Annotated in this window: 11 protein-coding genes; 3 read left to right on the plus strand and 8 right to left on the minus strand. The window is 62.8% G+C overall.

Annotated features, from left to right (window positions below):
* Positions 1 to 32: 32 nt before the first annotated feature.
* Complete coding sequence (gene yjgA / locus M1D68_RS21260; protein ID WP_420765523.1) at positions 33 to 557, plus strand: ribosome biogenesis factor YjgA; 525 nt, start codon at positions 33 to 35, stop codon at positions 555 to 557.
* Positions 558 to 728: 171 nt separating this feature from the next.
* On the opposite strand, the gene tldD is transcribed toward yjgA, so the two are convergent.
* From tldD to mreB, 8 genes are all read right to left on the minus strand, one after another.
* Positions 729 to 2,171: a metalloprotease TldD gene (gene tldD / locus M1D68_RS21265; RefSeq protein ID WP_457968229.1), complete on the minus strand. Its 1,443-nt coding sequence runs from the start codon at positions 2,169 to 2,171 to the stop codon at positions 729 to 731.
* Between the two features lie 5 nt (positions 2,172 to 2,176).
* Positions 2,177 to 3,040, minus strand: coding sequence for a carbon-nitrogen hydrolase family protein (locus M1D68_RS21270; protein WP_457968231.1), 864 nt, complete (start codon positions 3,038 to 3,040; stop codon positions 2,177 to 2,179).
* 76 nt (positions 3,041 to 3,116) lie between these two features.
* The gene (locus M1D68_RS21275) at positions 3,117 to 6,920 is read right to left on the minus strand and encodes a YhdP family protein (RefSeq protein ID WP_457968233.1); all 3,804 of its coding nucleotides are present in this window, start codon (positions 6,918 to 6,920) and stop codon (positions 3,117 to 3,119) included.
* A gap of 60 nt (positions 6,921 to 6,980) precedes the next feature.
* Positions 6,981 to 8,438, minus strand: a complete 1,458-nt coding sequence (gene rng, locus M1D68_RS21280) for a ribonuclease G (protein ID WP_420765526.1) — start codon at positions 8,436 to 8,438, stop codon at positions 6,981 to 6,983.
* A 56-nt stretch (positions 8,439 to 8,494) separates the two neighbouring features.
* Positions 8,495 to 9,091: a Maf family protein gene (locus M1D68_RS21285; protein ID WP_457968235.1), complete on the minus strand. Its 597-nt coding sequence runs from the start codon at positions 9,089 to 9,091 to the stop codon at positions 8,495 to 8,497.
* Between the two features lie 98 nt (positions 9,092 to 9,189).
* Positions 9,190 to 9,678, minus strand: coding sequence for a rod shape-determining protein MreD (gene mreD / locus M1D68_RS21290; RefSeq protein ID WP_249876151.1), 489 nt, complete (start codon positions 9,676 to 9,678; stop codon positions 9,190 to 9,192).
* Complete coding sequence (gene mreC, locus M1D68_RS21295; protein ID WP_434560647.1) at positions 9,675 to 10,763, minus strand: rod shape-determining protein MreC; 1,089 nt, start codon at positions 10,761 to 10,763, stop codon at positions 9,675 to 9,677. The genes mreD and mreC overlap by 4 nt, the downstream gene beginning before the upstream one ends.
* A 171-nt stretch (positions 10,764 to 10,934) precedes the next feature.
* Positions 10,935 to 11,972, minus strand: a complete 1,038-nt coding sequence (gene mreB / locus M1D68_RS21300; RefSeq protein ID WP_002555108.1) for a rod shape-determining protein MreB — start codon at positions 11,970 to 11,972, stop codon at positions 10,935 to 10,937.
* Between the two features lie 214 nt (positions 11,973 to 12,186).
* On the opposite strand from mreB, the gene gatC reads away from it, so the two are divergent.
* Together gatC and gatA are read left to right on the plus strand one after the other, a co-directional pair.
* Complete coding sequence (gene gatC, locus M1D68_RS21305; protein WP_039592252.1) at positions 12,187 to 12,474, plus strand: Asp-tRNA(Asn)/Glu-tRNA(Gln) amidotransferase subunit GatC; 288 nt, start codon at positions 12,187 to 12,189, stop codon at positions 12,472 to 12,474.
* 16 nt (positions 12,475 to 12,490) lie between these two features.
* Positions 12,491 to 13,942 (plus strand): Asp-tRNA(Asn)/Glu-tRNA(Gln) amidotransferase subunit GatA, encoded by a 1,452-nt coding sequence (gene gatA / locus M1D68_RS21310; RefSeq protein WP_420765528.1) that lies wholly within the window; start codon positions 12,491 to 12,493, stop codon positions 13,940 to 13,942.
* The last annotated feature ends 48 nt before the right edge of the window (positions 13,943 to 13,990 follow it).

Genomic DNA, 13,990 nt, shown 5'->3' on the forward strand with positions numbered 1-13,990 from the left:
ATCATGGCGGCGTTTCTTTGCGGACTGCCACCATGGTTGATTCTTACGACGACTCCCTCTACGAGGGTGAAAAAAGCAAATCCCAGGTCAAACGCGAGCTGCATGCTCTGGTTGACCTCGGCGAGCGCCTGACAACACTCAAGCCTGACTTGCTGGCCAAACTGCCGTTGACCGACGCCTTGCGCCGGGCCCTGGCCGATGCGCCCAAGCACACCGCGAATATCGCGCGTAAACGGCACCTGCAGTTCATCGGCAAACTGATGCGCGACCAGGACACTGACGCGATCCTGGTTTTGCTCGACCAGCTCGATGCCTCCACCCGGCAGTACAACGAGCGCTTCCACAACCTGGAACGCTGGCGTGATCGCTTGATCGCTGGCGATGACGGCACCTTGGAAAAATTCGTCATCGACTACCCGGAGGCCGATCGCCAGCAACTGCGCTCCCTGATCCGTCAGGCCCAGCACGAACTGGCGCACAACAAGCCGCCGGCCTCGAGCCGTAAAATCTTCAAATACATCCGTGAGCTGGACGAGACTCAACGCGGCCTGCGCTGATCGCCACCCGCTTCACTTCCCTCCAAGGGTGATTGTTACAGTGACGAGGGAGCTTGCTCCCGCTCGGCCGGGCTTGCGCTCCAGTGCGTAGCGACCGCATCGGGGCTGCTGTGTAGCCCAGCGGGAGCAAGCTCCCTCGCCACGATGACTCACCCAAGCCCTCGACGACTTTCATGCGCCCGTGCCACCCACGGTGATCGCATCGATCTTCAAGGTCGGCTGGCCGACACCCACCGGCACCGACTGGCCGTCTTTGCCACACGTGCCCACGCCACTGTCCAGCGACAGGTCATTACCGACCATCGACACTTTGCTCATCGCCTCCGGCCCGTTGCCGATCAGGGTCGCGCCCTTGACCGGCGCGGTGATCTTGCCGTCTTCAATGAGGTAGGCCTCGCTGGTGGAAAACACGAACTTGCCGCTGGTGATGTCCACCTGGCCGCCGCCGAGGTTGGCGCAATAGATGCCTTTTTTCACCGAGGCGATGATTTCCGCCGGATCGCTCTGGCCTCCCAGCATGTAGGTATTGGTCATGCGCGGCATCGGAAGGTGCGCGTAGGATTCGCGACGACCATTGCCGGTGCGAGCGACGCCCATCAGGCGAGCATTGAGCTTGTCCTGCATGTAGCCCTTGAGCACGCCGTTTTCGATCAAGGTGGTGCACTCGGTCGGGGTGCCTTCGTCATCGACGCTCAGGGAGCCCCGACGCCCGGCCAATGTACCGTCGTCGACGATCGTGCAGAGTTTCGAGGCGACCATTTCACCCATGCGACCACTGTAGGCAGAGCTGCCCTTGCGGTTGAAATCGCCTTCCAGGCCGTGGCCGACCGCTTCATGCAGCAGCACGCCGGACCAGCCGGAGCCCAGCACCACCGGCAACGTGCCGGCCGGGGCCGGAATCGCTTCCAGATTGACCAGCGCCTGGCGCAGGGCTTCGCGGGCGTAGCCCATGGCGCGGTCTTCGCTGAGGAAATAACGATAGTCGGTGCGCCCGCCGCCGCCATGACCGCCGCGCTCACGCCGGCCGTTCTGCTCGACGATCACGCTGACATTGAACCGCACCAGGGGCCGGACGTCCGCCGCCAGGCCACCATCGGTGGATGCCACCAGGATTCGCTCCCAGACGCCCGCCATGCTCACCGACACCTGCTGGATCCGTGGATCGAGGGCGCGAGTGGCAACGTCGATGCGTTTGAGCAGCTCGACTTTCTCGGCGCGACTCATGACCTCCAACGGATTATCCGGCGCATACAGCTGCGCCACGTCCTGGCTGTTGAACGCCTGGACCGTGCCGTTTTGCCCGGCACGCGAGATCGAACGAGCGGCACGGGCCGCGGCGCCGAGGGCTTCGAGGGTGATGGCGTTGCTGTAGGCAAAACCGGTCTTTTCACCGGACTGGGCCCGTACGCCGACGCCCTGGTCAAGGTTGAAACTGCCTTCCTTGACGATGCCGTCTTCCAACGACCAGGACTCGGAAATCTGCCCCTGGAAATACAGGTCGGCGGCATCGATGCCCGGGCCGGCCAGGTCACCCAGCACGCCTTGCAGGCTTTCGAGGGTCACGCCACCGGGGGCTAAAAGGTGTTCACTGACTGAGGACAACAACCCGCTCATATGTTTTACGCCTTGAATTCGTCGTCTTGGGCAGGTCGCTGTCGGGCGCCCTGCGAGAAAAAGCGCCGATGGCTCGCCACCGGCATGCGCGCCCGGATGGACGCCTGTTCGCTGCTGTCGCGCTCGGCCAGCAGCACCGCCTCGCCTTGATCCTGTTGCGCCAGCACCCGCCCCCATGGGTCGATAATTGCAGCGTGGCCGAAGGTTTCCCTTGGCCCCGGATGCGTCCCGCCTTGGGCTGCCGCCAGCAGGTAGCACTGGGTCTCAATGGCTCGGGCGCGAATCAATACGTCCCAATGGGCGGCGCCGGTTACTGCTGTAAAGGCCGAAGGCGCGGTGATCAACTCAGCCCCGGCCGCTCGCAACTCGCTGTAGAGCTCCGGGAAACGCAAGTCGTAACAGACCGTCAGGCCCACCCGGCCCACGGGAGTATCGGCGACCACCACGTTGCGACCATAAGCATAGTCATCGGATTCGCGGTAGCGCCCACGATTGTCCGCCACGTCCACGTCAAACAGGTGCAGCTTGTCGTAACGCGCCACGATCTGGCCCTGGTCGTCCACCAGCAACGAACAGGCATGAGCCCTGGCTTCGGGCTCGCCCTCCGGCGGTAATGGCAGCGTGCCGGCGACAATCCATAACCTGAGGTCGCGAGCGACCTGTTTCAACCAAGGCAGGATCGGTCCCTGACCAAAGGCTTCGGCGCGACCGATGTCGGCAACGTCCCGCCGCCCCATGGCGGCGAAGTTTTCCGGCAGCACCGCCAGCCTCGCACCGCCAGCCGCTGCCTGTTCCAACAGCACACGGGCGCGGGCCAGGTTGGCGAGGACATCGCTTTGGCTGACCATTTGAATCACGGCGACTGGCATGCTGTCTCCCTCATTTCGTGCATCATCCCCTTGTGGGAGCGAGCTTGCTCGCTCCCACAAGGGCTAGCGTTACTCGTCAGAACGGCTTGTCGAAGCTGATCTTCGGCTCTTTCCACGGCCCCTTGACGTCGTATCTTACGCTGGCGAAACGCGCTACGCGGTCACCGATCAGTTTGTCGATCAAAAACAATGCCCCACCCACCGCCGGGGCGCCGACAATCAGCGCGGCGATGGGCAGGTTGTTGGTCACCGGCAACGTCACCAGCAGCTTGGCGTCGACCCGGTCAGTGACCATGTCCAGCGTTCCGTTCAGTTCCAGGTTGCTCGAAGGTCCCGTCAAGGCGATGGGCTCACGCGTTACATAGACGCCATTGCTCGCCACCAGCAAGCCCTTGACCCGGTCATAGCTCAGCCCCTTGCCAAACAGGTCGGAGAAATCCAGGCGCAGGCGGCGGCCGATGGAGTTGAAGTTCAACAGGCCGAATACCCGCAACGCCTGCGCGCTGCCTTCGACCTCGACGAACTGCCCCTTGGTAAGCGACGCATCGAGACTTCCGGAGAAGCGCTTGGTGGCCACCCAGGCGGGCGAACCAGGCCAACGGCCGTCAACGTCCAGGCGAAACTCCTGGCTGGTCACGCTGGGGGCGAATCCCCAGCCTTTCAGCACATCGGCCAGGTTCTTGCCCTTGATCCGCCCCTTGTACCAACTGCTGGTCGAGCCCGGCGCACCTTCCCAAGCGCCATTGCCATTGAGGACCATGCCCTTGAGGCCCATGTCCAGATCGTTCAACGCAATACCTTTACCGGTTGGACGCACCTTCAACGACCAGGCGCCGATCAGATCAGGCCCTTGGAACAACTGGTCGATGGCGATATCCAGGGCCGGTATCTTGCTCGGATCAACCGAAGCCAGCGGATCCGGGGCGTTTTCGTCGGCCTGCACCGTCGGGTCGGCAGTGGGCAGGCGCACGTAGTCCAGCTTGATACCGATGGGGGCGGCCTTTGCGTCCGGCACGTTGACGCTGCCCTTGGCCTGCTGGCTGTCGAGCCGCATGGCCCAGGCGTCCGGCTTGCGGTCCAGTTGCACCGATGCCTGGTCCAGCGTCGTGCCCATCGCCGTGAGTTTGCCTACTTTCAGGTCGACACCGCTGAGCACTTGCCGGGCGCTGCCGCCCGGGTCCTGGCCGGCGTATTTGCCCAACAAATCCTGCCAGGGACCCACGTCCAGCTCCGATAGCGTGCCTCGCAGGCGCAGCCCCTTGGCTCCCGGCAGCACTGCGTCGCCCCCGCCCAGGAGCAATTCGCCACGGCCATCGGCCGTTTTTCCGCTCGGGGCGGCATAAGTGAAGCTGGCCAGGTCGCCATAATTGGCCCAGTAACGCCGCTCCGGCCCCTGCAATGTCATACGGAACACGGTGTCGCGCCCGGCATCAGCCGCCATGCCGAAGGGCGCCGGCAGATCCACCGCGACGCCCTTGAGATTGGAATTGATCGACAGCTGGCTGTCGGCGCCGTCGAGGATCACTTGCAACTGGTAAGGAATCACGCCGGAGACGGGCAACGGCTGGGTCACGCTCAGCCAGTCGGTGAGTTTCTTCACCTCAACCCGTCCGGACGCCGTGACACGCGTATTGAGCGCGCCGGTGCGGCCCTCGGCGAATATCTGCGCGGTCACGGGTCGGTCGAATGCCTGGGCCGCAATGTTCTTGCCGCTCAGCCCCTTGCTGCTGTCGAAGCGGAAATCCCCTTTGAGCTGAGTCAATTCCAAGGCCGGCTCGCTGAGTTTGAGCCGAGCCTTGTCCGTTGAGAAATCCACGAGGATCTTCGGTTGCTCGCCTTTCACGAGCGGGATATCGAGCTTTACGCTGCCGCGCAGGTCGCCCTCGCCTTCCCAGCCGGCGAATGTTTCGGCCGTGCCGATGGGCGCGGTCTGGAGGATCTTCAACCCGTCGCCGAGCCCTCCGGCAAACCCACCGTCGAGCAGCAAATGAGAGTTTTGCCCGGTCGGCACGTGGGGAATGTTCACCGAAACGTCTTTTACCTGGGTGCCCAGCAGTTGCCCCTGGCTGGCGAAGATGCGTACGCCGCTGTCCTCGACAAACACATCGCCGCTGACCTTACTGACCGAAGGCCAGCCGGGCTGGAACGCCAGCTCAGCGTCATGCACCTTGAAAAACAGGCTGATGCTGCGAGCCGCATCCTCGGCGCCTTTGTTCAGCGAGCCTTGATACTGAAAGAAGCCCTCATCCACCGCGCCTTTGACAATTGCGGTGCGCAGCCACTCGTCCAGCGCCGGACTGAGAACGGCCGGCAGGTACTTGCCGGTGTAGCGCCCATCACCGTCCACCAGGCCGACCCGCAGGTCCATGTAATCTTCCTGGCTGTGATCGAAATGCAGGCGAATCAGGAAATCCCCGGCAATCCGGCCCTCCTCACCCAGCACCTTCAGGTAAGGCGCGATCAAGGTGAACCCTTGCTTGTCCAACTTCCAGGTCAGCCGTGCGTTGGCCTGCAAGTACTGCCAGGGCTTGGTGAAGATCGGGTCCAGGTGCAGGGAGAAATCCTTGCTGTCCATGCGCAGTTCGCCGCCGCCGAGGTCGCCGCTCAGGCTGCCCGAAACATTACGTGCCGCCGGGGCCCCGTGATAGGCGTTGAAACCCACCGTGTCGAGGTTGGTGGCGAAGCTGACTTTTTGATCACCGGTATTGTGTGGCCGGTAGTCGAGCAAGACGTTGCGCAAGCCACCGGTCACCTTGAGTCGGTCGATGGCGGTGGCGACGCCTTCCGGCAATGGCGCCAGGGCATTGAGTAGCGGCGTGAGCGGCGTCAAGTCGAGACGATCGGCCTGCACGTGCCAGCGTTCCTCGGCCTTGTCGGAGGCGTCGGTCTGCTGCAGCTGCAGGCGCGACTCCCAGCGGGTGTCACCCAGGCTCATCGCCAGAGTGTCGAAGGTTGCGATAAATCCTTGGCTGCTGCGCTGGAAATAGCCGTTGAGGGCCAGGTTATGGATCTGCACGGGCTTGCGGTCGGCATAGGCGCCCTGGAGCTGCGGCGCGTTCAAGCGCACGGCCGCGCTTTGCACCGTGCCCGCGCCCCAGCTGAGCCAGAACTCGCCCCCCGCCTTGATTTCGGAAAAATTCCATTGCCGGGTCAGGCGTTTAGGCAGCCATTGGGACCAATCGCTTTGCGGCAGGCTCAGGTAGGCATCGGCCACGCCATTTTTCCAATCGCTGGCGCGGATGCGGGTACGCAGGTTGATCGCCACGGGCTGGCCGTCGGGCAGGGTCAGCCGAGCGTCCAGGCGCTGGCGGGAGACACCGGTGCGCAGGCTCAAGCCAACGTAGGTGAGGCTCAGGGGCGGATGGTCCAGTGGCTGCAACGTGACTTGGCTGTCGAGCACCGACAGCTTCGAGACCATTTGCATGCGGTTCAACAGTTGCTGCGGATCGAGTGGCTGGTCGTCCCGTACCGGCAGGCCTTCCAGGGCCCATTTCCCGTCGGCGCCTTCCTTGAGGCTGATCTTCAGGCCGCTGATTTCCAGATGGGCGATGCGCACCTGGCGGGCCACCAGGCTGTCCCACACCGCGGGCACGGCGCGCACATGATCCAGGTGCAGGGCATTGGGGCCGTCGCCGACCACTACATCGCGCGCGGCGAAGATGGGGGCCAGGGCGTTCCAGCCGCCTTCGAGGCTACCGACGTGCACCGGCATGCCGAGCGCTTCGCCGGCACGGGCCTCGACCTCGCTACGGTATTCAGCCACCAGCGGGACCAACTCCCGGCCGAGGCTCACGTACAAGGCCAGCACGACCAGCAGCAGCGCACACAGGCCAAGCCCCCAGCGTGTCAATGTGCCCAACAGGCGTGTCAGACGCTCCATGTCAGCAGCCCCCCTTGGCAAAGGCATTCTCGCCGCGGCCTCGCCACTGCGCATGCCACGTCAGAGCAACACCACGTCGTATTGTTCCTGCGAATACATGGTCTCCACCTGGAAACGGATCGTGCGGCCGATAAAGGTTTCCAGCTCCGCGACGTTGCCCGACTCTTCATCGAGCAACCGGTCCACCACTTTCTGGTTCGCCAACACTCTATAGCCAGTGGCCTGGTAGGCGCGCGCTTCCCGGAGGATTTCCCGGAAGATTTCGTAACACACGGTTTCCGGGGTCTTGAGCTTGCCCCGGCCCTGGCAACTGCTGCATGGTTCGCACAGCACTTGTTCAAGACTTTCGCGGGTGCGCTTGCGGGTCATCTGCACCAGGCCCAGTTCGGTGATGCCGATGATGTTGGTCTTGGCGTGATCGCGCTCCAGCTGTTTTTCCAGGGTGCGCAGCACCTGGCGCTGGTGCTCTTCGTCTTCCATGTCGATGAAATCGATGATGATGATCCCGCCGAGGTTGCGCAGGCGCAATTGCCGGGCAATGGCCGTGGCCGCTTCAAGATTGGTCTTGAAGATGGTTTCCTCGAGATTACGATGGCCGACAAAGGCACCGGTGTTGACGTCGATGGTGCTCATCGCCTCGGCCGGATCGACCACCAGATAACCGCCGGACTTGAGCGGCACCTTGCGTTCAAGGGCGCGCTGGATCTCATCTTCGACGCCGTACAGGTCGAAAATCGGCCGCTCGCCAGGGTAGTGCTCCAGGCGGTCGGCGATTTCCGGCATCAGCTCGGCGACGAACTGGGTGGTTTTCTGGAAGGTTTCCCGGGAATCGATGCGGATCTTCTCGATCTTCGGGCTGACCAGGTCACGCAGGGTTCGCAACGCCAGGCCCAGATCTTCGTAGATCACGCTGGGAGTGGCGATGGTCTTGATCTGCGCGGCGATCTGGTCCCAGAGCCTGCGCAGGTAGCGGATATCCATGAGGATCTCATCGGCCCCGGCGCCTTCGGCGGCCGTACGCAGGATGAAGCCGCCGGCTTCCTTGATGCCTTCTTTTTCCACGCAGTCACTGACCACTTTTTTGAGGCGCTCACGCTCGGCTTCGTCTTCGATCTTCAGGGATATGCCGACGTGGGCGGTGCGCGGCATATACACCAGGTAGCGCGACGGAATCGACAGCTGGGTGGTCAGGCGCGCTCCCTTGGAGCCGATGGGGTCCTTGGTGACCTGCACCACCAGGCTCTGGCCCTCATGGACCAGCGCACTGATGCTTTCTACCGCCGGCCCTTCGCGCATGGAAATTTCCGAGGCGTGGATGAACGCCGCGCGGTCCAGGCCGATGTCGACGAAGGCTGCCTGCATGCCCGGCAAAACCCGCACCACCTTGCCCTTGTAAATATTGCCGACGATGCCACGCTTTTGCGTGCGCTCGACGTGAACTTCTTGCAGGACACCGTTTTCAACCACCGCCACGCGCGACTCCATCGGCGTGATGTTGATCAGAATCTCTTCACTCATGGCAGGGTCTCGTTCAGGCATATTCACGATTATGGCCGCATCTAGTCAGACGGCGCTCAACGCGCGCTCAAGGTTTGCCAACAGGGTATGCCGAAATGGCCGAGCAATTCTGCGGTTTCGCAGAGCGGCAGGCCGACCACGGCCGAATAACTGCCCTCAAGCCCGGCGACGAACACCGCGCCCAGCCCTTGGATACCATAGCTGCCGGTTTTGTCTCGCGGTTCGCCGCTGGCCCAATAGGCGAGCGCTTCCTGTTCCGTGATCAGGCGAAAGCGCACGCGGCTGCGAACCACCCGGGATTCGCAGCGTTCGGCATCCAGCACGGCAATGGCAGTCAATACCTCATGATCGCGCCCGGACAGGCCCATGAGCATCGACACGGCGTCGGCCTGATCCTGAGGCTTGCCGAGAATTCGTCCATCCAGCACCACGGCGGTGTCCGCGCCGAGCACGCAGCCATCGATGTCATTTGATAGGGCACGTCGTCCAGCATCGGCCTTGCCACGCGCCAAGCGCTCTACATAGGCCGATGGGGTTTCGTGATCGTGGGGAGTTTCGTCGATGACCGCACCGATGGCGGTAAATGGCACCCCGATCTGCGTGAGCAATTCACGCCGGCGCGGCGACCCTGAGGCGAGGTAAAGCGGTTTCATCAAGACATCTCCCTTATAGGCGACCGGCTTTTGTGGCGAGGGAGCTCCCTCGCCACAGGGATGTAAGTCATCAAAAAAGTGTAGATATCCTGACCGAATCAGTTGATTTTGAAACGCAGCCGCAAGCCGCGCAAACCGAAACTTATCCACGGCCAGAGCAATGCGCTGACCAGGGCCGGCAAGACCAGCGCCAGGGTCGGCTGGCGATTACCGGTCAAGGCGCTGAGCCATAATTGCACCAGTTGCGCCAAGCCGAAGATCACCAGGATCACCAAGCACTGTTGCCACATCGGGAACATGCGCAGGCGTTGTTGCAACGACAGCACCAGGAATGTGATCAAGGTCAGGATCAGCGCGTTCTGACCCAGCAACGTGCCATAGAGCACATCTTCGGCCAGCCCCAGGCACCAGGCCGTGACCATGCCGACCTTGTGCGGCAAGGCCAGGGCCCAGAAGGCCAGCAGCAAGGCCAGCCACAGCGGGCGCAGGATCTCCATGAACTGCGGCAGCGGGGAAACGCTGAGCAACAGGCCGATGGCAAAGGTCAGCCAGACCATCCAGCCATTACCGGATCGAGTACTGCTCATTCTTCACGTGCTCCCCTGGTGGCGGGCGTGGCGGCAGGCGCTGGGGCCGGTGGCTTGGTCGCGGGCCGGGCGGGTTGGACCGCCGGCTGCTGGGCTGCGGCCGGTCGGGCGGGAGCCGCGGCGTGTGCGGCCGGAGCTGTTGTTGCCGGGGCCGTCGCAGCCTGGGGCTTGGGCACAGTGGCTGGTACAGGTGCGGGCGCGGGCGCAGGTGTGGCCGGAGCAGGCGATTCGCCGCTCTGCTGGTCCTGGGCCTCCTGGGCCACGGCGGCATCGTTGGCGCGCTCTTCAGGCGTGCGGTTGTCGCTGAATACCAGCAGCAGGTAGCGGCTGCGGTTCAACGCAGCCGTCGGCACCGCACGCACGATCGCGAACGGCTGGCCAGAGTCATGAATGACTTCCTTGACCGTCGCCACGGGATAACCAGCCGGAAACCGCTGGCCGAGGCCGGAACTGACCAGCAGGTCGCCTTCCTTGATGTCGGCGGTATCGGCCACATGGCGAAGTTCGAGGCGCTCGGGGTTGCCGGTGCCGCTTGCGATTGCCCGCAAGCCGTTGCGATTGACCTGCACCGGGATACTGTGGGTGGTATCGGTCAGCAACAGCACACGAGACGTATAAGGCATTAATTCCACCACCTGCCCCATCAGGCCACGGGCATCGAGCACCGGCTGGCCGAGGACCACGCCGTCGCGCTCGCCCTTGTTGATAATGATGCGGTGGGTGAACGGGTTGGGGTCCATGCCGATCAGCTCGGCCACTTCGACTTTCTCATTGACCAGCGCCGAGGAGTTGAGCAACTCGCGCAGCCGCACGTTCTGCTCGGTGAGGGCCGCCAGCTTCTGCATGCGTCCCTGCAGCAGCAGGTTTTCAGTCTTGAGTTTTTCGTTCTCGGCGACCAGTTCGGTCCGGCTGCCAAACTGGCTGGCCACACCCTGCCACAACCGTTGCGGCAGGTCGGTGATCCAGTAGGACTCCATCAACACCAGCGACATCTGGCTGCGCACTGGCTTGAGCAGCGTGAAGCGGGCATCCACCACCATCAGCGCAACCGACAGCACGGTCAACACCAGCAGGCGTACACCCAATGAGGGGCCTTTGGCAAAAAGCGGTTTAATAAGCCGCTCCTCCCAGGCAAACGTTGTCTTTATTCATACGGTATCGAACCGGCCTGGATACGAATGACAGAAGATAAACGCCAACGGGCAGCACTGCAAAGTGCCGCCCGAGCGCAAACAACATAGACCACTGCGCCAGATTTATTCGCTGGAGAGCAGATCCATGGTGTGCTTGTCCATCATTTCCAGCGCACGGCCACCACCGCGGGCAACGCACGTCAGCGGGTCTTCGGCAACGATCACCGGCAGGCCGGTTTCCTGGGCCAGCAGTTTGTCGAGGTCACGCAACAGCGCGCCACCACCGGTCAGCACCAGGCCGCGCTCGGCGATGTCCGAGGCCAGCTCCGGCGGCGATTGCTCCAGGGCGCTCTTGACGGCCTGGACGATGGTTGCCAGCGACTCTTGCAGCGCTTCGAGCACTTCGTTGGAGTTGAGCGTGAACGCGCGTGGAACGCCTTCGGCCAGGTTGCGACCGCGAACATCGACTTCGCGCACTTCACCGCCCGGGTAGGCCGTGCCGATTTCCTGCTTGATGCGCTCGGCGGTGGATTCGCCGATCAGGCTGCCGTAGTTGCGACGTACGTAGGTGATGATCGCTTCGTCGAAACGGTCGCCGCCCACACGCACGGATTCGGCGTAGACCACACCGTTGAGGGAGATCAAGGCGATTTCAGTGGTACCACCACCGATATCGACGACCATCGAACCACGGGCTTCTTCCACGGGCAGGCCGGCACCGATGGCTGCGGCCATTGGCTCTTCAATCAGGAATACTTCGCGAGCACCGGCACCCAGGGCCGATTCACGGATGGCGCGACGCTCCACCTGGGTGGACTTGCAGGGCACGCAGATCAGCACACGAGGGCTGGGCTGCAGAAAACTGTTTTCGTGAACCTTGTTGATGAAGTACTGCAGCATCTTTTCGCAGACGCTGAAGTCGGCGATCACGCCGTCCTTCATGGGGCGAATGGCTGCAATGTTGCCCGGTGTACGGCCCAGCATGCGCTTGGCTTCCGTACCGACAGCCACGACACTTTTCTGGTTACCGTGGGTGCGGATGGCCACGACCGAGGGTTCATTCAGGACGATACCGCGCTCGCGCACGTAAATAAGGGTGTTGGCAGTGCCCAGGTCGATGGAGAGATCGCTGGAAAACATGCCACGCAGTTTCTTGAACATGGGAAAGGGACCCTAGGCAACGCGTGGGTAAAAAAGTGCGGCAAACTCTAACAACGACAGGGATTTTGGGCAAGGCGCCAATATGTTAAATTGGCCGCTTTTCTGTGCACCAAACCCTACAATCGCGGCCGTAGCGCCGTAGAAATGCGGTAGTGTTCCGACAATCTAACACACGGACAGACTGCGTCCGTTTTGTTTTCCACTGGAGAATCCCATGGCGCTTGAACGCTCCGACGTGGAAAAAATCGCTCATCTGGCCTGCCTGGGCCTCAATGAAGCCGATCTTCCACACATCACTTCTGCCCTGAACAGCATCCTCGGGCTGGTCGACGAAATGCAGGCGGTCGATACCGACGGTATCGAGCCGCTGGCCCACCCACTGGAAGCCAGCCAGCGCCTGCGCGCCGACGTCGTCACCGAGTCCAATAACCGCGAGGCCTACCAGTCCATCGCGCCAGCGGTCGAAAACGGCCTGTACCTGGTTCCGAAAGTCATCGACTAAAGGGAAAGAGCCTCTCATGCATCAGATGACCCTGGCCGAGATCGCCCGCGGACTCGCCGACAAAAAGTTTTCCTCCGAAGAGCTGACCAAGGCCCTGCTGGCGCGCATCGCCCAGCTCGATCCGCAGCTCAACAGCTTCATCAGCCTCACCGAAGAACTGGCCCTGAGCCAGGCCAAGGCCGCCGACGCCCGTCGCGCCAAGGGTGAGAACGGCGCCCTGCTTGGCGCGCCGATTGCCCACAAGGACCTGTTTTGCACACAGGGCATCCGCACCAGCTGCGGCTCGAAGATGCTCGACAATTTCAAGGCCCCGTACGATGCCACCGTGGTCGCCAAGCTGGCCGCCGCCGGCACCGTGACCCTGGGCAAGACCAACATGGACGAGTTCGCCATGGGCTCGGCCAACGAGTCGAGCCATTACGGCGCGGTGAAAAACCCGTGGAACCTTGAACACGTACCGGGCGGCTCGTCCGGTGGTTCCGCCGCCGCCGTGGCCGCGCGCCTGTTGCCGGCCGCCACCGCCACCGACACCGGTGGCTCGATTCGCCAGCCAGCTGCGTTCACCAACCTCACCGGCCTGAAACCGACCTACGGCCGCGTCTCGCGCTGGGGCATGATTGCCTACGCCTCCAGCCTCGACCAGGGTGGCCCGCTGGCCCGCACCGCCGAAGACTGCGCGATCCTGCTCCAAGGCATGGCCGGCTTCGACCCGAACGATTCCACCAGCATCGATGAACCGGTGCCGGACTACAGCGCCAGCCTCAACGGTTCGCTGCAAGGCCTGCGCATCGGCGTGCCGAAGGAATATTTCGGCGCCGGCCTCGACCCGCGCATCGCCGATCTGATTCAAAACAGCATCAAGGAGCTGGAAAAGCTCGGCGCGGTCATCAAGCAAATCAGCCTGCCGAACATGCAGCACGCGATCCCTGCGTATTACGTGATCGCCCCGGCGGAAGCGTCCTCGAACCTGTCGCGCTTCGACGGCGTGCGCTTCGGCTATCGCTGCGAGAACCCGCAAAACCTGGTCGACCTGTACAAGCGCTCCCGTGGCGAAGGCTTCGGCGCCGAAGTGCAGCGCCGGATCATGGTTGGCGCCTACGCGCTGTCCGCCGGCTACTACGATGCCTACTACCTAAAGGCGCAGAAAATCCGCCGCCTGGTCAAGAACGACTTCATGGCCGCCTTCAACGAGGTCGATATCATCCTCGGCCCAACCACGCCGAACCCGGCCTGGAAGCTCGGCGCCAAGAACAGCGACCCGGTCGCCGAGTACCTGGAAGACGTCTACACCATCACCGCCAACCTCGCCGGCTTGCCGGGCCTGTCCATGCCGGCCGGCTTCGTCGATGGCCTGCCGGTGGGCGTGCAGTTGCTCGCGCCGTATTTCCAGGAAGGCCGCCTGCTCAACGTGGCGCACCAGTACCAGTTAAACACTGACTGGCACACCCGCACCCCTCAGGGGTTTTGAAACTGCTGCGCTCGGTAATGCTGCGTTGAAAACTGGCTCAAAATGCTC

The sequence above is a fragment of the Pseudomonas sp. R4-84 genome, assembly GCF_054130985.1.

What these genes read in the sequence shown, in the direction of transcription:
- yjgA (WP_420765523.1), top strand. Translation starts at nt 33, where the DNA reads ATGGTTGATTCTTACGACGACTCCCTCTACGAGGGTGAAAAAAGCAAA.
- tldD (WP_457968229.1), bottom strand. Translation starts at nt 2,171, where the DNA reads ATGAGCGGGTTGTTGTCCTCAGTCAGTGAACACCTTTTAGCCCCCGGT.
- M1D68_RS21270 (WP_457968231.1), bottom strand. Translation starts at nt 3,040, where the DNA reads ATGCCAGTCGCCGTGATTCAAATGGTCAGCCAAAGCGATGTCCTCGCC.
- M1D68_RS21275 (WP_457968233.1), bottom strand. Translation starts at nt 6,920, where the DNA reads ATGGAGCGTCTGACACGCCTGTTGGGCACATTGACACGCTGGGGGCTT.
- rng (WP_420765526.1), bottom strand. Translation starts at nt 8,438, where the DNA reads ATGAGTGAAGAGATTCTGATCAACATCACGCCGATGGAGTCGCGCGTG.
- M1D68_RS21285 (WP_457968235.1), bottom strand. Translation starts at nt 9,091, where the DNA reads ATGAAACCGCTTTACCTCGCCTCAGGGTCGCCGCGCCGGCGTGAATTG.
- mreD (WP_249876151.1), bottom strand. Translation starts at nt 9,678, where the DNA reads ATGAGCAGTACTCGATCCGGTAATGGCTGGATGGTCTGGCTGACCTTT.
- mreB (WP_002555108.1), bottom strand. Translation starts at nt 11,972, where the DNA reads ATGTTCAAGAAACTGCGTGGCATGTTTTCCAGCGATCTCTCCATCGAC.
- gatC (WP_039592252.1), top strand. Translation starts at nt 12,187, where the DNA reads ATGGCGCTTGAACGCTCCGACGTGGAAAAAATCGCTCATCTGGCCTGC.
- gatA (WP_420765528.1), top strand. Translation starts at nt 12,491, where the DNA reads ATGCATCAGATGACCCTGGCCGAGATCGCCCGCGGACTCGCCGACAAA.